The following is a 19,548-nucleotide window of genomic DNA, read 5'->3' as shown; positions in this document are numbered from 1 at the left end:
CGGGTAGCACCGCCACCACACGAAGAAGGGCGGCACCGTTGCCGGTGCCGCCCTTCAGCGGAATGCGTTGTCAGGACTCAGTGATCGCGATCGCTGTCCTGACGACCCGAAGAAATCGAGGTGTCTTCGTGTCCGTTGGCATGGCCGTTGCCGTTGGCGTGGCCATTGGAATGACCGTTGCCGTTGGCGTGACCGTTGCCGTTCGTATGGCCGTTGCCGTTGGCGTGACCGTTGCCGTTCGAGTGGCCAGTGCCCAGAATGCCCGCCTGGTAGTTGCGAAGCATTGCCAACTGCTCGTGCTCGCCCTTGTGGAGTGCATCCTCGAGGGCCTTGCTCTGCGCAACGGGGTCCGGGGTGAACAGTGAACCCGAGCCGGGCTTACCGGCAGAACCGAGTTTGTTCATCTTCTTGGGGACCGCTGCACCCTGGTAATCGAGCGGGATCGGGTGACCGTGATCGTCGACCGGTCCGAGCGGCTGGTGGATTTCCACGTACTGGCCGTGCGGGAGTCGCTTGATGATTCCGGTTTCGATGCCGTGCTCGAGAACTGCCCGGTCGCTGCGCTGTAGGCCGATGCAGAACCGGTACGCGACGAAGTATGCGATCGGCGGAGCAATGAGCACTCCGATTCGACCGATCCACGTCATCGCATTGAGCGAGATGTCGAACTTGTACGCGATCAGGTCGTTGACGCACGAGAGCGTCAGAACGACGTAGAAGGCGATGGACATTGCGCCGATTGCAGTACGGACCGGCACGTCGCGGGGACGCTGCAGCAGGTTGTGGTGTGCGTTGTCTCCGGTGAGACGCTTCTCGATCCATGGGTAGGCAATCATCACAGTGAAGACGAGGCCCATGATCACGGCCACCCAGAAGACTGCAGGAATCGTGTAGCGACCAGCGATGTAGATGTCCCATGCCGGCCACAGACGCGCCAGGCCGTCGGTCCACATCATGTAGAAGTCGGGCTGCGAACCTGCGGAGACCTGAGACGGGTTGTACGGTCCGAGCGCCCAGATCGGGTTGATCTGCAGCAGTCCGCCCATGGCGGCGATCACGCCGAACGTCACGGCGAAGAACGCGCCCGACTTGACGGCGAAGACCGGGAGGATACGAACGCCGACGACGTTGGTTTCCGTACGACCGGGTCCGGGGAACTGCGTGTGCTTCTGGTACCAGACCAAAGCCAGGTGAGCTGCGATCAGCGCCAGGATGATGGCCGGTAGCAGCAGCACGTGCGCCACGTACAGGCGAGGAATGATGATCGTGCCGGGGAAGTCCCCGTCGAAGATCAACCAGTGCATCCAGGTGCCGACGATCGGGATGCTCATCGTGATTCCGGAGAACGCGGCGCGGAGGCCGGTGCCCGAGAGCAGATCGTCGGGGAGCGAGTATCCGAAGAAGCCCTCGAACATCGCCAGGATCAGCAGCAGGCAGCCGATGACCCAGTTGGCCTCACGGGGACGACGGAACGCACCGGTGAAGAAGATGCGCATCATGTGCACGATGATCGACGCGGCGAACATCAGTGCTGCCCAGTGGTGGATCTGGCGCATGAACAGGCCGCCGCGCACCTCGAACGAGATGTCGAGTGCTGTCGCGTAGGCACGCGACATGGTCACGCCGTTCAGCGGGGTGTACGCGCCCTGGTAGACGACTTCGCTGAGCGAAGGATCGAAGAACAGGGTGAGGAAGACGCCGGAGATCAGCAGGATCACGAAGCTGTACAGCGCGATCTCACCGAGCAGGAACGACCAGTGGGTGGGGAACACCTTGTTGATCTGGCGGCGCAAACCTGGTGCCAAGTGGTAACGACTGTCTACGTCGTCCGCCTGCTTGGCGGCGAGGGTTTGCAGTGAAGGACTCATGAATCACGCTCCGGTCGACGTTCCCAGAAGGCGGGACCCAGTGCTTCGTGGAAGTCGTGCTGTGCCACTAGGTAACCCTCCTCGTTGACTGTGATGGGAAGCTGAGGCAGCGCGCGCGCAGCCGGTCCGAAGATCGGCTTGCCGTACTCGAGCGCGTTGAACTGCGACTGATGGCAAGGGCAGAGAATGCGGTTGGTCTGCTGCTCGAACAACGATGTCGGGCAACCCAGGTGCGTGCAGATCTTGGAGTAGGCGTAGTAATCGCCGTAGTTGTAGCTCTCCTGGCCCTTGCGCTTGATGACCGTGCTTGCGTCGTCGGGACGCAAACGGATGAGCATGACTGCGTTACGGATACCGCGGAGTGACATGAGCAGGTCGTGCTCGCTCTCGCGGTCCGCCTCGCGGAACGGGAAGACAGTTTCCATGGCACCAGCGTCCAAGTCCTCGGGCCGTACGAGAACAACATCTTCCGGTCGCCCGGTGTCTCGTCGGAGGTAGATCGTCTCTCCATCGTAGCGAGGCGTCCAGCCGGATACCCACAACGGAGAATCTTCGCCCTTGGCCCACGGATTCTTGATGAGGCCGCCGAGGGGGAGCAGTGCCATGACGCCGAGAGCGCCGCCGCCGAACAGAAGCGAACGCTTGATGACCTTGCGTCGTCCGATGGTCGAGGTGTCGAGCGAATCGCCCAGCTCGGCGACCAGCGTCTTGCGGTCCGTTTCCGACGAGCTTCCGTCGTGGCGGTCCTGGATGGAGACCTCTTCGGGGATGAACTTCTTGGTGAACTGCACGGCACCGACGCCGACGGCGAGGATCGCAAGACCCATCGTTCCGCCGATCAGAGGCGTGTACAGCGAGTACAGGTTGTAGTTGTCGTCACCGATGCCCGCGTACTGCCAAGGCCAGAAGAGGTAGACGCCGATGAACGCGACTGCCGACAGGCCGGCGATGGCAAACCAGATCGCCACGCTGCGCTCTGCGCGCTTCTCGGCGCGAGTACCTTCCACAGCCCAGCGATTACGACGGAATGCGACATCCACACCGTCGAGATTGGTGCCGAGTTCGACCAACTCGTCCCGGCTGAGCGCTGCCAACTCCTCGTCGGTGTACTTCTTGTCGGGGTTCACACCCTCGGCATTGGTGCCGTCGGTGTTGTCGGCGTCCTTACGGCCGGAATCGCCGTCGCTCATGATCTAGCTCCGATCCACAATGTTGCGCCGACGACAGCGGCGATTCCGACAACCCACAGGGCGATCATCTCGGTACCGGGACCGAAGCCACCGAGACCCCAGCCGCCTGCGGCCTTGGTTTCCTGGGCCGACTTGACGTAGGCGATGATGTCCGACTTCTCCTCGATCGTCAGCTGACGGTCGGAGAACTTGGGCATGTTCTGCGGACCGGTCACCATCGCGGTGTAGATCTCCTGCTCGTTGGCAGGCCCGAGGTCCGGCGCGAACTTGCCCGACGACAGTGCGCCGCCCTGGCCGGTGAAGTTGTGGCAGGACGCGCAGTTCAAGCGGAACAGCTCGCTGCCTCGGGCGATGTCGTCGCCGCGAAGCGACTCCTGCGCCACCTCACCGTTCTCGTCGAGAATGACCGTCGGGCCGCCGCCGTTGGCCTGGATGTAAGCACCGAGCGCGTCGATCTGCTTGTCGTCGAACTTCGGCGGCTTGCGCAGTGCCTGTGCCTCGTTGCGAACAGCCGGCATACGGCCACTCGACACCTGGAAGTAGACGGCAGCTTCACCGACACCGATGAGACTCGGTCCGCGATCCTGAACACCCTGCAAATTGGCACCGTGGCACGTCACGCACGACGTGTCGTAGAGCTGCTTGCCTTCGCGGATCAGCGCCGCCGAATCGGTATCGGCTGTTGCAACCTGGGGTGTAGGCGTCAGGGCTGACGCGAGGAAACCCGCGCTCAGAAGGCCCATCATCAGAACGAGTGCACCGGTGACGCGTCGACGCGTCTTACGCTTGCGTCGCGCCTTCGAGGCCGAAGTGTCGTCGGTTGCTGCTGGGGGAGATGTACTCATCTTCTATCCCTTGTCGTGTCGGGACGGGCCGAACGTCGGGGGCTGAATCCGTTCGCTCGATATCTGTGGCTTGCTGACTGTCACTAGCGGATGAAGTAGATCGTCGCGAAGAGGGCAATCCAGACGATGTCGACGAAGTGCCAGTAATACGAAACGACGATGGCGGCGGTGGCCTGCGCGGGCGTGAACTTGCTGACCAGGGTTCTGGTGATCAGGAAGACGAAGGCGATGAGTCCGCCGATCACGTGCAAACCGTGGAAGCCGGTCGTGATGTAGAAGACCGAGCCGTACACGCTGCTCGAGAGCGTCGTGCCCTCGTGGACCAGGTGGTAGTACTCGTATCCCTGACCGGCGACGAAGAACGCGCCCATGGCCAGGGTGACGATGTACCACCGACGAAGCCCGAACACGTCGCCACGCTCGGCGGCGAACACGCCCAGCTGGCAGGTGAACGAAGAAGCGATCAGCACGGCCGTCACCGGAACAGCCAGCCCGAGGTTCAGCTCGGTCGGCTCCGGCGGCCAGTTTCCATTCGCCTGCGCGCGTGCGACGAAGTACATCGCAAACAGCCCGGCGAAGAACATGAGTTCACTCGACAGCCACACGATCGTGCCGACGCTGACCATATTGGGACGGTTCAGCGAGTGCACGCGTTGGGTGATTGCCGATCCTTGAGTCCCTACAGCGCTCGTCACAGAAAGAAGTATGACCCGTCGTAGTACGGAAGGCATATCCGGGTCCGGTCTTGGCGCGTCGCGGAGGGACGATTCCGAGCGCGCCCTTGTTCCCGCGCTGGTGGAAGGGCCTGTACGGGCCGGTAGGGTCCAGTCGTGCAAGGCTGGCCTCATGGCAAAGAGCAGTGCAGGTGGGTGGTTTCGGCGGTTGTTCTCGCGGTTGACCGCGGAACGTCTGGACCCCACGCGCGAAGATCTGGTGGTAGTGGCGAGCTGCTTCGACGACGCGCGGGCGTGCTCCGCCGTTCTCGACGAGGCGGCGAACACAGAGCCCACGTGGATCGAGTCCTCCGAGGTGCTGTTGCGGCATCACCTCGTGCTGCCCGCGCACGAAGTCGACGATGCGGCAGCCGTCGCGGCGCAGGATGCGTACGAGGTCGGTCCGCAGGTCGAACTACCGGACGACACCGGGTATCGGCCGCAAGTCGATGACGGTGTCGCTCTGGTCCTGCAGCGGGTACAGGTGCTCGACGCGTTGCACTGTTCGCAGGAGAGGTCTCGCATGGCGGGTCTCGCGCAACGGCGTGGGGGAGCGGTACTGGGGTGGGATGCGCTGCAGCCCGCCTCACCCGCCGACACGTCTGACTAAGCTTCCACCGCACCGCGCGCATCGACAGCAGAAGGGCACGGCACATCCACCATGACCGCAGGGACCAGTGACGAGCAGCCGCGAACGTGGCGTCGAATTCTCGGAGCGTTGACCACGCACGCCGACCTGTCGAGCGCCGATACCGGCTGGGTGATGGACGAGATCATGTCCGACAACGCCACAGCGGCTCAGATCGCTGCCTTCGGGGTGGCACTGAAGATGAAGGGCCCGACTCCCGCGGAACTGGAAGGCCTCGCCGACTCCATGCTCTCGCACGCATTTCTGGTCGAGACCGACCGTGACGCGGTGGACGTCGTCGGAACCGGCGGCGACGGTGCGGACACGGTGAACATCTCCACGATGGCCGCGATCGTCGTCGCTGCCAGCGGAGTACGCGTCGTCAAACACGGTAACCGTGCAGCGTCGTCCAAGAGTGGTACGACCGATGTGCTCGAGGCGCTGGGCGTGCGGGTCACCCTGGGTCCCGCCGGGGTGGCGTCGAGCGTCGAGCAGGTTGGGATCGGGTTCTGCTTCGCGCCGATCCACCACCCCGCACTTCGGTTCTCCGGTCCGGCGCGCAAAGAGATCGGCATTCCGACGATCTTCAATGTGCTGGGCCCCTTGACCAACCCGGGCCGCCCACGCGCCGGACTGATCGGCTGCGCATTCGAGAATCTGGTGCCCGTCGTCGCCGGCGTGTTCGCTCGACGCGGTAGTTCGGTTCTCGTCGTCCGTGGCGACGACGGGCTCGACGAAATAACCCTGTCCACCACGACCACCGTGCACGTGGTATCCGACGGGACCGTCACCGTCGACTCGATCGACCCGGCCGATTACGGAATCGCTCGGGCGCCCATCGAGGCCCTCCGAGGCGGGGACGCGAAATTCAATGCAGCAGTGGCACATCGCGTGTTCGCAGGCGAACTCGGACCCGTCCGTGACGCCGTGCTACTCAACGCCGCCGCGGCCATGGCCGCGCATCGAGGAGTCTCGGGAAACCTGCACGAGCAAATCGAAGCCGGATTGGCAACTGCGGCAACGGTTGTCGACAACGGTTCCGCGGCCCGCCTGCTTGCCGACTGGGCACGCTGCACCACAGCGCTGGCCGACTGAATCACACCGAACTACTCGCCGATCGAGAATCCTGCATCGACGTCGGCACTCGAATACGACTGAAACGCAATGTGAGTCGTCGTACTGCGAACACCACGAACACGATTGATGTGCTTGGTGATGACCTCGGCTATCGACGCATGATCACGCACCTTGACGATGGCAATCAGATCGACGTCGCCGGCGCACGAATACACCTCCGACACACCGTCCACATCGGCAACGGCCTGCGCCGCCTCCGGAATCAGATCGGCCTCGGCGTCGATCAAGACGATGGCATTGATCATCTGTGCTCCTCACGCATCTCCGGGCTCACACACGACGCGAGCTCGACCCAACCGAGACAACACTAGTTGCTCAACCGACTCCACTCTCGCTTCATCGGTCGTTCCGCGGGCTCCACTCCTGCCTCATCGGTCGTTCCGCGGGCTCCACTCCTGCCGCGTTGCTTCTCGGGCCGTTCGACACCACTCCTCCCACGAACCCGCAGACCGAGCAGGGCTGCAGTAGCCCCCGGTGGTGCGAACGATGCGCACTCCGTCCGTGTGGAGCCACGACGCGATCAGGCCCACCTCTTCCGGAGGCGCACCGCGAAGTGGCGTCGCATCGGGCATCACCGTCTCGGCCGACGCCGTGATCGCATCGACGACGGGCATCGGGTGCACTCCTCGCGGCGCGACGGCCGCCCCGGCCAAGCGGCCGAAGCGCACCACCATCAGCTCCCATCCACCGTCGGCCGTCCGCCTGGCCGCCACGAGCTCGGCGATGGCCGCAACGGCGGCCGCCCGGTGCATCCTGCGGAGCACGTTCACCGTCACCGCGATTCGATCGCGGAGACGCGCGGCTGTCTCGAACAGTTCACGGTCCGCGAGTTCGGCGACGCGGCGTCGCATCGCGAACAGCAGCTCGTCGTCGTGTCCACACACGAACGCCAGAAATTTCGCCGGGGCACCCGAGTACTCCTCGGCCGTCAGGGGCCCGGAGAACGCCGCTGGGCAGCCACCGACGTCCGTCGCGGTGCACTCGTCACCGTGTCGAACCGCGCGGCCCAACCGGCGGGTGCATGTACGAAGTCGACAGAATTCTGCGGCGAGGGCGGAGGCCTCCGCCGCGTCCGCCCGAACAGCGAACGGTCCGAGGCTGTTGGGTGCGGGAGTGCGCACGATCGACAGACGCGGAAACGCTTCGTCGGTGAGGGTGACCCACCACCCTTTGCGGGGAAACTTCGATCGGCGGTTGTAAGGCGGGACGTGAGCCGAGAGCAGCCGTAATTCGCGGACTCCTGCCTCGAGTGCGTGCGCACATTCGACGTGGTCCACGCGAGTGGCGAGCGAGACCATCTCCTTCATTCGCCCACGTGTCTCGGAACCGGTGAAGTAGTTGCGCACCCGACGCTTGAGGTTGTTCGAGGTGCCTACGTACAGGACCTCGTCCGACGGTCCTCGGAAGAGGTAGACGCCGGGTGTATCGGGCAGGTGTGCGGCCAGGCCGCGTTTGGCTCGTTGCCCCGCCGACACCGCAGGGAGGTAGTCGACCAGTTCCGCGTAGCTGTGTACGCCCTGGTTGCCCACTCGTTCGATCAGGCCGTGCAACACGTCCACCGTGGCACGCGCGTCGTCCAATGCTCGGTGAGTCGGCCGAGTGCTGGATCTGAACAACGTCGACAGGGCGGACAGTTTCACCGAGGGTGCCTCGTCGCGCGTGAGCACTCGCCGGGCGAGTTTGACCGTGCAGAGCACCTGGAAGCGGGGCCAGGCGATGTCGAGTCGACTCGCTGCGGCCTTGAGAAATCCCGTGTCGAACCCGGCGTTGTGTGCCACCAGTACCGATCCGCGAGCGAACTCGAGAAAGCCGGGGAGAACGCGTTCGATGCGGGGAGCCCCGATAAGCATCGCCGTCGTGATGCCGGTCAACTCGACGATGTAGGGCGGGATCGATCTGCCCGGGTCGACGAGGGTAGCGAATTCGCCGATGATCTCGCCGCCTCTGACCTTGACTGCCCCGATTTCGGTGATCGCCTCCGTGTCAGCGCTGCCACCAGTGGTTTCGAGGTCGACGACGACGAACGTGGTGGCGTGAAGCGGGGTGTCGAGTTCGTCGAACGTCAGCTGGATCGGCAGGCTCACTGCGACGACGTTAGGGCCGACCTCCGACAAGAACGCCGAACACGGCGTCGGAGGGCATCGTGTCGGTCGGTGCCGATTGTCGAGTCGCGGAACCTGTCGGTGGCTGGCGCTACCTTTCGTTCGATCGGCCGATTACACCGTCCGACGCGACAAAGAGACAAGGATCACAATGATCATCGACTGCAGTGACTGCCTGGTTCGTGACATCGCCTGCGCCGACTGCGTTGTGACGGTGCTTCTGGGGGCTCCCGGGATGCCCGCGAGATCGGATGGGCAATGGGTCGGTTCACCGTCTCGTATCACCCTCGAGCAGGAAGAACTCGGTGCCATGGGAGTGCTCGCCGAGGTCGGTATGGTGCCCGCACTCAAGCTCGTCGTGAACGACGACGGCACCGCGGATGTTCCCCTGTTGTCGACTCGTGACACACCGGGCGATCAACGCGCCGGGTAGCGAGAACACGGCCCAATTCGGTCCGTTCGGCGAGTTGGGGTCGACACAGGGGTATGCCATTTCGTAACCTTCCTGAGACCTTGCGGAGTCTTGCCAGTCCAAACCGGAGTGGCGTCGCAAGTCACCGCCTAATCGATCACTCGCGAGAGTGTTCGTACCGGGAACCCGATATTTACTGGGGTGAATCCCGCCGAGTCACCGATGGTGGCCGGTGGGTAGGGCTGCTCTTCCCAGCCCGAACCCGTCAGCTAACTCGGTCGGCGGACGAGTGGAAGAAACGGAGCACCATCTTTCGTGGCGTCACAACTTTCCAACCGAACATTGCGGCGAGCTCTCGTAGCCGGAGCGCTCACGGCAGGCGTGGTGATTCTCCCCGCTGCACCGGCAATGGCGGCCCCAGTCACCATCCCCGGCGTCGGAACCTTCGAGATTCCTGACATCCCGGGTCTCCCTCCCCTCAACATTCCGGGCATGCCCGCTCCGGGTGCGCCCCTTGCCCCGCAGGTCACCCCGGCTGCCAAGGCCGTCCAGGCGGCGGAGTCCAAGATCGGCGCTCCGTACGTGTACGGCGCATCGGGTCCGGATTCGTTCGACTGCTCGGGCCTGATCCAGTGGGCCTACAAGCAGGCCGGCGTCAGCCTGCCCCGTACGAGCTACGACCAGGCAGCCGCGGGCACCCCGGTCTCGCGTGACAGCCTGATGCCCGGCGACGTCGTCTCGTTCTACGGCGGCTCGCACTCGGGTATGTACATCGGCGACGGCAACGTCGTGCACGCATCCACGTCCGGCGTGCCGGTCAAGGTTGCTCCCGTGGACTCCATGCCGTTCGACGGTGCCCGACGCTACTGAGCCGAGCGCTCCGACCGGAGTTGTGTACCGACCGACAGGGTCGATCCGTTTCGACGGTTCGGCCCTGTTGTCGTTTCCAGGGACGGTTTCCGGGCGACACGCCGGTACGGTGGACAGCAGAGCGTCCAGTTCGTAATCTGATCGAGACCTCTCCGACGTTTGGTTTGTGATCTGTCACGTGCAGACTGCGTCGATTTCGGACCGTGTTTACGTCCGCGCCCAGCTGAGCATGGGTATCGTTCGGTTCCGGTCACTTTTTCCAACCGCCACTCCAGCTGGAATGGCATATGTCAGGACGGAGAGTCGCTTTCCGTGGCGATATCGAGAACCACCCGAGTTCTACGGCTAGTAGGTAGCTCGGTGACCACAGCCGTTGCGGCCGCGTGCATCATGGTGGTGCCGATCACGACGGCGACCGCCGATCCGGGCTTCGGCTCGGCTTCCGACGCGCAGGCGAAGCTGGCGGAGCTGTCCAGAGAGTCGGAACAGACCAACGAGTCGCTGCACAACGCGCAGATCGATCTCGACGCTCGGGCTCGCGAGCAGCTCGATGCGCAAACCGCCGTCGATGCCAGTCGGGCGGCCCTCGACGCCGCCCAGTCGCAGCTGGCGCAGCTCAAACCCGCCATGGACAAGGTGGCCAATGTCAACTACCAGGGCGCTCGCACCAACCGGTTGTTCGCGGTCATGGTCAGCGACTCCCCGCAACAGTTGCTCGACCAAATGTCGGCCCTCGATGTCATCTCCGCCGAGACAGCCGGCCAGGTAGCTCGGTTCCAGCAGGCCAGCGCGGATGCATCCGCGGCAGAGCAGGCCGCCGCGACCGCCGCAGAACAGGCCAGAGTCGCCGCCGAGCAGGCCAAAGCAGTCAGCGACGATCTGCAGGCGAAGCAGAGTGAACTTCAGGGCCAGATCGCCGAAGTCATGGCCGCGTACAGCGCGCTTTCCTCGTCCGAGCAGCTGGCCCTCGCGGGATCGGCGCTTCCTGAAGGTTTCGACCCCTCCACGATTCTGAAGAACTTGACGCCGGGCTCCGGTTCCAGCGCGTTGCAAGCCGGTCTCACACAGATCGGCAAGCCGTACGTCTGGGGAGCGACCGGCCCCGACGGTTTCGACTGCTCCGGGTTGGTCGTCTGGGCCTACAAGCAGGTCGGAAAGACGTTGCCGCGGTCGAGTCAGGCTCAGGCTGCCGGCGGAACTCCCGTCGATCAGAAGGATCTGCAGCCGGGAGACGTCGTTCTGTTCTACCCGGACGCATCACACGTCGGTATCTACGCCGGTAACGGCAACGTTCTGCATGCCTCCACCTTCGGGGTACCGGTGAAGGTCCAGTCGATGGCGTCGTTCCCGTTCTACGGGGCCCGTCGATACTGACTGTGCCGCGAACGACGACTGACGCCTGAATGAGCGGTACGGAACGGCCGTCCGTTGTCCACGCGCTCACCGCGTCGGGGCGGGCGCGATGGGCGGCAGTCCTGGTCGTTCTGGCAGTGGCGTCGACGCTGCTGTTGGTTCATCGTCACGACGGTCCTGCATCGGGAGCGGCGACATCGAGCGCATCGAGTTCGTCCGATCCGTCGGCCTCGCAGAATCCGCCGACGTACGACGAGCAGCGCCGCGCCGAAGTGACCGAGCTGCTCGAGCGCTGGGCGGCTGCCCTCCGTTCCGGCGACGAATCGGCGCTGCGTGGGTTGCTCGACCCCCTCGCGGATCCGACGTTCGTGGATGCGCAGGTTCGCCGGGCGACTGTCGTTCCGACGGTTCCTTTCTCGGACTTCGACTACGAGATCGGTGACGAACCCGAGACCCCCGTGCCGTCGTCGATTGCCGAGCAGCTGGATGCCACCGACGTGTGGGCTCCACCGGTGTACCTGCGGTATGCCGTGCAGGGCCCGGATGCCTCGCCGACCCGCCGGCCGGTTTCGCTGGTGGTCGCCGAACGCGACGGCCAGTGGCGACTGGTCGACGACGCCGACTTGCCGACCTACCGTCGCCACACCTGGCGCGGGCCGTGGGATTTCGGGCCCGTGACGGTGCGCTCGGTCGCCACTGCATCCGGCACGTCGGTGGTGTTGGGACATCCCGACCGTGAGCAGTTCGTGGCAGATGTGGCCGCCGAGCTGCCCGCGGCGACCGCTGCGGTCACCGACTTCTGGGGAGCCGACTGGGCCCGGAACGGACTGGTGTTCGTCAGTTCGACGGCCGAGGAGTTCGACGAATCGACGGGGTCCTCGCCGTCGACGGACGTGGCCGCAGTGACCGTGTCCGACGCCGTGGCCGGCGGGTCGCGTCCGACGGGTCAGCGCGTGGTGTTCGGCCCCGATGCCGCGTCGCGGCTGACTCCGTTCACTCTTCGTTCGGTGCTTCGGCACGAGTTGACGCATGTGGCGGCGCGGGCGAAGACGGCGGAAGGCACCGCGTTGTGGGTAGCGGAGGGTTTCGCCGACTACTCCGGGTATCGCAGTTCCGGTGCCGACTTCCGGCAGCTGGCACCTACTCTGGCATCGATCGTGGCTGCCGGTGGCCCGCCGACCGTGTTACCGAAAGACGAGGATTTCGGTGCAGGCGGCACCCGCTCCAACGTGGCCTACGAGTCCGCCTGGTCGGTCTTCGCGTTCGTGGCCGACCGGTACGGCGAGTCCACGTTGCGCAGGTTCTACGAGGCGCTGGCGTCCGGACCCGGGTCGGACGGAGTCGTCGACGCAGCGATCACCTCGGTCCTGAGTCCGAGCCGAACCCGGTTCGTCGTGGAGTGGGGCAACTGGGTGGCCGCCCGGTCACGCTGATGCGGACGTGCGCGTCGTCGACACGAGCTGTCCGATCGGGAGCGCTACGGTTGTCGTCATGCGTCGTACTCTTCTGGTGACAAACGACTTTCCGCCCCGGCCGGGCGGAATCCAGTCCTACTTGCACAGCTTCGCCTCGCAGTTGCCCGCCGACGAGCTCGTGGTCTACGCGCCGCGGTGGCGTGGTGATTCGCACGTGAAGTTCGATGCGAAACAACCCTTCGAGGTCATCAGGCATCCGACCACGTTGATGCTGCCGACTCCGTTGGTGGCTCGCCGCGCAGCACGCATCGTGAAGACCCGAGGGTGCGACTCGGTGTGGTTCGGTGCCGCGGCCCCGTTGGCGGTGATGTCGTCACACCTGCGCAAAGCCGGGGCGGATCGCATCGTGGCGAGCACACACGGCCACGAGGTGGGGTGGTCGATGGTGCCCGGTGGTCGCGCGACGCTGCGCACCATCGGGGAGAACACCGATGTGGTGACCTACGTGAGCAAGTACACGCGGAGCCGATTCAGCTCGGCGTTCGGGGCGTCGGCGGCACTCGAGCATCTGCCGCCGGGGGTCGACACCGATCGTTTCGTGCCCGACGATGCCGCGAGGACGGAGTTACGTGCTCGGTACGGCCTCGGTGACCGACCGACGGTTCTGTGTCTGTCGCGGCTGGTGCCGCGCAAGGGCCAGGACTTCCTGATCCGGGCGCTACCGGAGATCCGGCGCGCGGTGGACGGGGCGGTTCTGGTGATCGTCGGCGGCGGTCCGTACGAGAACACGTTGCGCGAACTGGTTCGCTCCACCGGGATGGAGCAGCACGTGGTGTTCACCGGGACAGTACCGTCGGCGGAACTGGCTGCCCATCACACGATTGCCGACGTGTTCGCGATGCCGAGCCGCACCCGAGGCGCGGGCCTCGACGTCGAGGGGCTCGGAATCGTCTACCTCGAGGCGTCGGCCTGTGGCGTTCCGGTGGTTGCCGGGATGTCTGGAGGCGCTCCGGAAGCTGTGCAGCACAACAAGACCGGGCTCGTCGTCGACGGGACTTCGGTGTCGTCCATCGCCGACGCGATCGTGACGATCCTGTCCGATCGAACACTGGCGACGCAGATGGGCAACGCCGGTCGGGCATGGGTCGACGCGGAATGGCGCTGGGACGTGCTGACGGAGAAACTGCGGTCGCTGATCTGACCGGGCGGTCCGCTCGCGCCACGGCTCAAGCCACGCGTGTCATCTCGCGTAGATCGCCTCGATCTCATCGGCGTACGCCTTGGTGATGACATTGCGCTTGAGCTTCATCGTCGGCGTCAGTTCGCCGCTCTCCTCCGAGAAGTCGTGGGGGAGCAGGCGGTACTTCTTGATGGATTCCGCGTGCGAGACCGACTTGTTGGCGTCGGCGACGGCGGCGTCGATCTCGGCGACGAGATCGGGGTCGGCCTGCAGATCCGCTGCGGTGGCGTCGGAGTCCTTGCCGTGTGCGGACTTCCACTTGTCGAACGCATCCGGATCGAGGGTGATGAGGGCACCGATGAAGGGCTTCTGGTCACCGACCACCACGGCCTGACTGATCAGTGCTCCGGCACGAAGGTGATCTTCGAGGCCCGCGGGGGAGACGTTCTTGCCGCCGGCGGTGACGATCAGTTCCTTCTTGCGGCCGGAGATCGTGATGTATCCCTCCTCGTCGACGGATCCGAGATCGCCGGTGCGGAACCACCCGTCGTCGAGGGATTCCGCGGTCGCCTTCTCGTTTCGCCAATATCCGTCGAACACAACGGGTCCGCGTAGTTGGATCTCACCGTCGCCGGCGATGCGGACGGTGTTCCCGGGTAGCGGGCGTCCGACGCTGCCCACACGTTGGAATCCGATGGTGTTCACCGCGAACGCCGCAGTGGTTTCGGTCAGGCCGTAGCCCTCGTAGATGGTCACGCCGATGCCGCGGTAGAAGTGGCCGAGTCTCGCGCCCAGTGGTGCGCCGCCCGAGATGGCGAGTTCGCACTTGCCACCGAGAGCGGTCCGCAGCTTCGAGTAGACCAGCTTGTCGAACACGAAATGCTTGGCGCGCAACACGATCGACGGGCCACCGGAATCCTGCGCCTGGCTCCACGCCACTGCGCACTCGGTCGCGAGATCGAAGATCTTGCCCTTGCCGTCGCTGTGTGCCTTCTGCTTCGCAGTGTTGAAGACCTTCTCGAACACGCGCGGCACGGACAGAATGAAGTCCGGTCGAAATGTCCCGAAGGTCGCGACCAGGTTGGGAATGTCGTTGGTGTGGCCGAGGGTGACTCCGGCATCGAACGACGCGATACTCACCGCGCGAGCGAGGACGTGCGCCATCGGAAGGAACATCAACGTACTGCGGCCCTGTGTCAGAAGAGCTTTCAACGACGTCTGGCGAATGCCGCGAGATTCCGCAAGGAGGTTCGCATGCGTCAATTGCACACCTTTGGGGCGGCCGGTAGTGCCCGAGGTGTAGATCAACGTGGCCGGATCGGACGAGCGAAGTGTCGAGACTCGTTCGTGCACAACGTCTTCGGAGACGTCCGCGCCGTTGTCGATCAGAGCCTGCACTGCGCCCGTGCCGGAAGCGTTGTCGATCACGAACGTTCGACGTACCGACGGCGCCGCAGCTACGACGGCTTCTGTCTCCCGTACGTGCGCGTCGTTCTCGAGGACCAACAGAACCGGCTCGGCGTCTTCGAGAATCCACTCGACCTGGCCCGCCGACGACGTCTCGTAGATCGGCACGGTCACTCCGCCCGCGGCCCAGATCGCGTAGTCGATGACCGACCACTCGAATCGCGTGGACGACATGAGCGCGACGCGATCGCCCTGCTCGATACCTGCCGCGACGAGGCCCCTGGCCACGTCGACGACCAGTCGCTCGAATTCTGCGGCACCGACATCGGTCCATCGGCCGTCGTCGAGCCGACGGAACACCACGGCATCCGGCGACGTCCGAGCGCGGGCGAAGACGCTGTCGACAGCCGAGTCGGTGTCCGCGATGTCGTACTCGGCGGAAACAGTGAACTCGCGCACGGGATTACCTCCGGATCGAACGGGTTGGAGAAAGTCGATAGCTCGGCTTCACAGATACTCTAGACCCGGGGCGCGCGGTCCCGAATGTGCCTCGGCGGTCCTGGTCTCGGACCCGATATGTGAAGCTCTGACGATGAGCAGTATTCAAGTTGCGGATCAGACATTCGTGGCAGCGCCCGGTGCGGCGGTGGCGCAGGCGTTCGTCTCGCCGGAGCGGTGGCGGCGGTGGTGGCCGGACCTGTCGCTGACCGTGACCGAGGATCGCGGCGAGAAGGGCATTCGGTGGTCGGTCCGCGGCGGCGTCGTCGGAACGATGGAGCTGTGGCTCGAGCCCGTACTCGACGGCGTGATCGTCCACTACTTCCTGCACGCCGAGCCGGCCTCACCAAGTGAGTCGGCCACCGAGCAGCATGCGCGTCGGGTGGCCGGCCGCGCCATGACCTTCGAGCTGAAGCGGGAGCTCGAGGCCGGGAGGTCAGCGGGCGAGGCACCCCACCACGTAGCGTCGAGTTCAGCTCCCGAATGAACCGCGCGGTACGGTCGGCCGGTTCGCGTTGTGCGTCGGCGGTTCGATCGTGTGAGATAGGCCTGCCGCGGGTTACACAGCAGGCAGCGAACGAAGCGGATCGAAGTACCCGAGAGGAAGCGGACCAGTAGTCATGGCGGAGAAAACCCAGAGGTCGATCGTCGTCGAAGCCCCACCGAGTCGGGTCATGGACGTCATCGCCGATTTCGACGCGTATCCCACGTGGGTGTCCGCCGCGAAGTCCGTCGAGGTCCTCGAAGTCGGTGCGGACGGACGGGGAAAGCGGGTCAAGTTCGTGCTCGACGCCGGAATGGTGAAAGACACGTACGAACTCGAGTACGACTGGGCCGCGGACGGCAATTCGGTGTCGTGGAATCTCGTCTCGGGCGAAATGCAGAAATCTCAGAACGGGTCGTACTCGCTGCGTGAGACCGGTAACGGCACCGACGTGACGTACGAGCTCACTGTCGATCTGAACATTCCGATGATCGGCCTGTTCAAGCGCAAAGCAGAGAAGGTCATCACCGACACTGCGCTCAAGGAATTGAAGAAGCGGGTCGAAGGCTGACCGACGCTCGCCCCGAACTCCGCACCACGGTATCGCTGTTCATCGGCAAAGGTGGCGCGGGGAAGACCACCCTGGCGTCTGCATCGGGTCTTGCGCTCGCGGCCACGGGCCAAGAGGTGCTGATCGCCTCCCTCGACCAGGCGCACTCGATCCGCGACGCCCTCGGCGCAGACGGTGACACCGACGAGGACTCGGGCATCGGAGCGGTCGCTCCGAACCTGGACGTCGTCGAGATCGATACCTCGCGGCTGCTCGAAGAGCGGTACCGCGGTCTGGGATCGATGCTGTCGGTGGCCTCGGCAGGCCACGAACACGGCGTGAGTTTCGGCGCGATCGAGCCGGAGGAGCTGATGGGGTTCCCGGGTATCGAGGAGCTGTTGGGATTGCACGAGGTGTCCCGGCTCGTCGACGAAGGTCGTTGGGACACAGTGATAGTCGATCTTCCGGCATCGGGGGATGCGCTGCGAACACTGCAGCTGCCCGGCACCGTCTCGTCCTATTTCGAGCGCGTGTGGCCGCGCCACGATCGCATGGTCGCCGGCACCGGAACCGACGTGCGGCTCACGCTCGTGGTGGCCATGATCGAGCGGATCCTCGGACAGATCGAATCGGTCCGGGCGCTGATCACCGATCCCGACCGGACCGGGGCAACCGTGGTCCTGACCCCCGAGCACCTGTCCATCGTCGACGCCGAACGCACGCTCTCCGCAGCGGCTCTGTTCGGCGTTCGCGTCGACCGACTGCTGGTGAACCGGATGCTCCCGGCCCTCAATTCCTCGTCGATCGGTCTGGTCGGAGCTCATCCTGCGGTGTTCTGGTTCGAGCGATGGCGGGCCGCGCAGCTCGACGCCGTGGCCGAACTCCGACGACGCGTCGGCTCGGTTCCGATCGTGGAGGTGGAGCACTGTGAAGTGGAACCGGTAGGGTTGGGCCCCTTGCAGGATGTGGCCGAGCACCTGGCACCGCACTCCCTCGAACGACGTGCGTCGAGCCCGGCCGGTCGACCGTCGGTCGAACTCGAGTCGGGGAGCGGACTCGAATCCGTGTACGCGATGAGAATGCTTCTGCCGGTAGTCGATTCGACCACCTTGGGTCTGGGGCGAGTGGAGGACGACTTGATAGTGAGTGCCGACGGTAGGCGGCGACGCGTCACGTTGGCGTCGGTGTTGCGTCGGTGTATCGCCGATTCTGCGGAACTCGACGGCCCGTTCCTGGTGGTGCGTTTCCGACCCGACCCCGATGTGTGGCCGCTGTGAGCGGCCGAGCCATGACCGGAAGAGCAATGACCGGAAGAGCTGTGAGCGGAGAGACGCTGTGACGGCCGGGCATTCGGAGTTGGGCGCGGACCTGCTGGCGTTGGCCGACACCGTCCTGACACGTCTCGAGCCCATCCTGCGCCGAGTTGCCGAGACACAGCAGGACCGCGATCAGCAGGGCTGCAGCTGGTGCCCGGTGTGTGCGCTCGCGGCGTTGGTGCGCGGTGAACGGCACGATCTCGTCGAACTCGTTGCCTCGGAAGGGGCCGTCGTCGTCGCACTGCTGCGTCAGTTGTTGATCGACCACACCGCGCCGGGCACCGAACACGCCGCTGGGGGTAGTAGCGAGTCCAGCACCGAGTCGACAGCGTCCGCTGCCGACCGGGTCGACGCCGCCGCGGACGTGTCGGAGGACACCTCTGCGCCGTCCGTTCGTCGACCGGCGTTCGTACCGATTACCGTTCGGGTCAAGGAGTGACCATCGCCGTGGGGGGACGGCCGAGGAAGGCATGAACGAATGAAGCGTCATCATCAGCGATTGACGGTCGGGATCGACGTGGGCGGCACGAGCCTGCGCGCCTCGGTTGTCGACGCGGACGGTCAGGTGCTCGACTCGACCGCAGCACCCACGCCCCACACTGCTCGTGCACTCGAGCGTGGTCTCGACCGCGCCGTGCAGGAGCTGGCCGGCCGACACGACATCGCTGCCGTCGGTCTGGCCGTGGCGGGTTTCATCGATTCCGACCGCACGACGGTCCGGTTCGCCCCGCACCTGCCGTGGGTCGACACGCCGGTCGCAACCGAGATGAGCGAACGCATCGGACTACCGGTGTTGCTCGAACACGACGCCAACTCCGCGGCGTGGGCGGAATACCGTTTCGGAGCGGCTTCGGGTGGCCGCAACGTGGTGATGGTGGCGATCGGTACGGGAATCGGTGCGGCGCTGCTGATCGACGGCCGAATCTATCGAGGGAGTCACGGGGTGGCTCCCGAACTCGGTCACATTCAGGTGGTGCCCGACGGACGAGCGTGTCCCTGCGGCAAACGCGGGTGCTGGGAACGGTATTGCAGCGGTACCGCACTGGTGGATACGGCGGTGGAGTTGTTGGCCGCAGACCCGTCGTCCTCGACGAGGTTGGCGCGCGAGGTCTTCCTCGATCCCGGCTCGTTGACCGGGCGTCGGATCGCGAGCGCCGCGCACGACGGCGACTCGATCGGCCGACGCACCATGGAGGATTTCGCACACTGGCTCGGCGTCGGACTCTCGATGGTCAGCGATGTGTACGACCCCGACCTGATCGTGTTGGCCGGCGGTGTGGCCACTTCGTCGAGCCAATTCCTCGCTCGTGCCACGGACAAGTACGCCGAGCTCGTCACCGGCGCGGGGCATCGCCCGCTGGCACGGATTCGCAGCACCGAACTGGGCGAGGCCGCGGGGATGATCGGTGCGGCCGAGCTCGCGCGAGCACAGTTCGTCACCACCGCACGATGACGGTCCGGACCGACGCCGTGTGATGTCGCACGACGACTCCTCGTCGATGTGGCTGGTGTCATAAACCCTGGGTACAGTTCACTACGCGGCACGGTTCGAGAACGCACGGCCGCAGTCGGTTCGCTCC

The 19,548-nt window shown here is 65.0% G+C and carries 19 protein-coding genes and 1 riboswitch; of the genes, 12 read left to right on the top strand and 7 right to left on the bottom strand.

Going from position 1 to position 19,548, the window contains the following annotated elements; all coding sequences use genetic code 11:
- Positions 1-77: 77 nt before the first annotated feature.
- The 4 genes from K414_RS0119010 to K414_RS0118995 all read right to left on the bottom strand — a co-directional run bounded on the left by K414_RS0119010 (position 78) and on the right by K414_RS0118995 (position 4,598).
- A complete protein-coding gene (locus K414_RS0119010) occupies positions 78-1,868 on the bottom strand; it encodes a cytochrome bc complex cytochrome b subunit (protein WP_027497383.1) in 1,791 nt (596 codons plus the stop codon).
- Positions 1,865-3,058 carry a ubiquinol-cytochrome c reductase iron-sulfur subunit gene (locus K414_RS0119005; protein ID WP_230074373.1) on the bottom strand — a complete coding sequence of 398 codons (1,194 nt, stop codon included), beginning with the start codon at positions 3,056-3,058 and terminating at the stop codon, positions 1,865-1,867. The genes K414_RS0119010 and K414_RS0119005 overlap by 4 nt, the downstream gene beginning before the upstream one ends.
- Positions 3,055-3,903, bottom strand: coding sequence for a cytochrome c (locus K414_RS0119000; RefSeq protein WP_027497381.1), 849 nt, complete (start codon positions 3,901-3,903; stop codon positions 3,055-3,057). Before K414_RS0119000 ends, K414_RS0119005 begins: the two co-directional genes overlap by 4 nt.
- An 83-nt stretch (positions 3,904-3,986) precedes the next feature.
- Positions 3,987-4,598, bottom strand: a complete 612-nt coding sequence (locus K414_RS0118995) for a heme-copper oxidase subunit III (RefSeq protein ID WP_027497380.1) — start codon at positions 4,596-4,598, stop codon at positions 3,987-3,989.
- Positions 4,599-4,749: 151 nt separating this feature from the next.
- Here K414_RS0118995 and K414_RS0118990 point away from each other — a divergent pair, with 151 nt between their 5' ends.
- Together K414_RS0118990 and trpD are read left to right on the top strand one after the other, a co-directional pair.
- The gene (locus tag K414_RS0118990; RefSeq protein WP_027497379.1) at positions 4,750-5,226 is read left to right on the top strand and encodes a hypothetical protein; all 477 of its coding nucleotides are present in this window, start codon (positions 4,750-4,752) and stop codon (positions 5,224-5,226) included.
- 51 nt (positions 5,227-5,277) lie between these two features.
- On the top strand, positions 5,278-6,339 hold the full coding sequence (gene trpD, locus K414_RS0118985; protein WP_027497378.1) for an anthranilate phosphoribosyltransferase: 1,062 nt from the start codon (positions 5,278-5,280) through the stop codon (positions 6,337-6,339).
- A gap of 11 nt (positions 6,340-6,350) precedes the next feature.
- Here the strand turns inward: trpD and K414_RS0118980 are convergent, their stop codons facing one another.
- Together K414_RS0118980 and K414_RS27390 are read right to left on the bottom strand one after the other, a co-directional pair.
- A complete protein-coding gene (locus K414_RS0118980; protein WP_027497377.1) occupies positions 6,351-6,626 on the bottom strand; it encodes an Lrp/AsnC ligand binding domain-containing protein in 276 nt (91 codons plus the stop codon).
- 123 nt (positions 6,627-6,749) lie between these two features.
- Positions 6,750-8,465, bottom strand: coding sequence for a DEDD exonuclease domain-containing protein (locus K414_RS27390; RefSeq protein ID WP_032391006.1), 1,716 nt, complete (start codon positions 8,463-8,465; stop codon positions 6,750-6,752).
- A gap of 169 nt (positions 8,466-8,634) precedes the next feature.
- Here K414_RS27390 and K414_RS0118970 point away from each other — a divergent pair, with 169 nt between their 5' ends.
- The 5 genes from K414_RS0118970 (at position 8,635) to K414_RS0118950 (ending at position 13,734) form a co-directional block, all read left to right on the top strand.
- Complete coding sequence (locus K414_RS0118970) at positions 8,635-8,916, top strand: hypothetical protein (RefSeq protein WP_027497376.1); 282 nt, start codon at positions 8,635-8,637, stop codon at positions 8,914-8,916.
- A gap of 115 nt (positions 8,917-9,031) precedes the next feature.
- Positions 9,032-9,192, top strand: a riboswitch (cyclic di-AMP (ydaO/yuaA leader).
- A gap of 18 nt (positions 9,193-9,210) precedes the next feature.
- Complete coding sequence (locus K414_RS0118965; protein ID WP_027497375.1) at positions 9,211-9,765, top strand: C40 family peptidase; 555 nt, start codon at positions 9,211-9,213, stop codon at positions 9,763-9,765.
- Positions 9,766-10,155: 390 nt separating this feature from the next.
- Positions 10,156-11,139, top strand: coding sequence for an NlpC/P60 family protein (locus K414_RS0118960; protein WP_080735560.1), 984 nt, complete (start codon positions 10,156-10,158; stop codon positions 11,137-11,139).
- Between the two features lie 29 nt (positions 11,140-11,168).
- A complete protein-coding gene (locus K414_RS27385) occupies positions 11,169-12,551 on the top strand; it encodes a hypothetical protein (RefSeq protein WP_051365169.1) in 1,383 nt (460 codons plus the stop codon).
- A 58-nt stretch (positions 12,552-12,609) separates the two neighbouring features.
- The gene (locus tag K414_RS0118950; protein WP_027497373.1) at positions 12,610-13,734 is read left to right on the top strand and encodes a glycosyltransferase family 4 protein; all 1,125 of its coding nucleotides are present in this window, start codon (positions 12,610-12,612) and stop codon (positions 13,732-13,734) included.
- Between the two features lie 39 nt (positions 13,735-13,773).
- Here the strand turns inward: K414_RS0118950 and K414_RS0118945 are convergent, their stop codons facing one another.
- Complete coding sequence (locus K414_RS0118945; protein ID WP_027497372.1) at positions 13,774-15,579, bottom strand: long-chain fatty acid--CoA ligase; 1,806 nt, start codon at positions 15,577-15,579, stop codon at positions 13,774-13,776.
- 133 nt (positions 15,580-15,712) lie between these two features.
- Here K414_RS0118945 and K414_RS0118940 point away from each other — a divergent pair, with 133 nt between their 5' ends.
- The 5 genes from K414_RS0118940 to K414_RS0118920 all read left to right on the top strand — a co-directional run bounded on the left by K414_RS0118940 (position 15,713) and on the right by K414_RS0118920 (position 19,421).
- Positions 15,713-16,105, top strand: a complete 393-nt coding sequence (locus tag K414_RS0118940; protein WP_027497371.1) for a hypothetical protein — start codon at positions 15,713-15,715, stop codon at positions 16,103-16,105.
- A 133-nt stretch (positions 16,106-16,238) separates the two neighbouring features.
- Positions 16,239-16,673 (top strand): SRPBCC family protein, encoded by a 435-nt coding sequence (locus K414_RS0118935; protein WP_027497370.1) that lies wholly within the window; start codon positions 16,239-16,241, stop codon positions 16,671-16,673.
- Positions 16,649-17,929, top strand: coding sequence for an ArsA family ATPase (locus K414_RS0118930; RefSeq protein ID WP_306427556.1), 1,281 nt, complete (start codon positions 16,649-16,651; stop codon positions 17,927-17,929). The genes K414_RS0118935 and K414_RS0118930 overlap by 25 nt, the downstream gene beginning before the upstream one ends.
- A gap of 58 nt (positions 17,930-17,987) precedes the next feature.
- On the top strand, positions 17,988-18,407 hold the full coding sequence (locus tag K414_RS0118925; RefSeq protein ID WP_027497368.1) for a hypothetical protein: 420 nt from the start codon (positions 17,988-17,990) through the stop codon (positions 18,405-18,407).
- Positions 18,408-18,446: 39 nt separating this feature from the next.
- On the top strand, positions 18,447-19,421 hold the full coding sequence (locus K414_RS0118920) for an ROK family protein (RefSeq protein ID WP_027497367.1): 975 nt from the start codon (positions 18,447-18,449) through the stop codon (positions 19,419-19,421).
- The last annotated feature ends 127 nt before the right edge of the window (positions 19,422-19,548 follow it).

The sequence above is a fragment of the Rhodococcus sp. JG-3 genome (assembly GCF_000482405.1).
Taxonomy (GTDB): Bacteria; Actinomycetota; Actinomycetes; order Mycobacteriales; family Mycobacteriaceae; genus Rhodococcoides; species Rhodococcoides fascians.
Note: the sequence above shows the minus strand (reverse complement) of the source record. Positions and strands in the feature narration are given on the sequence as shown.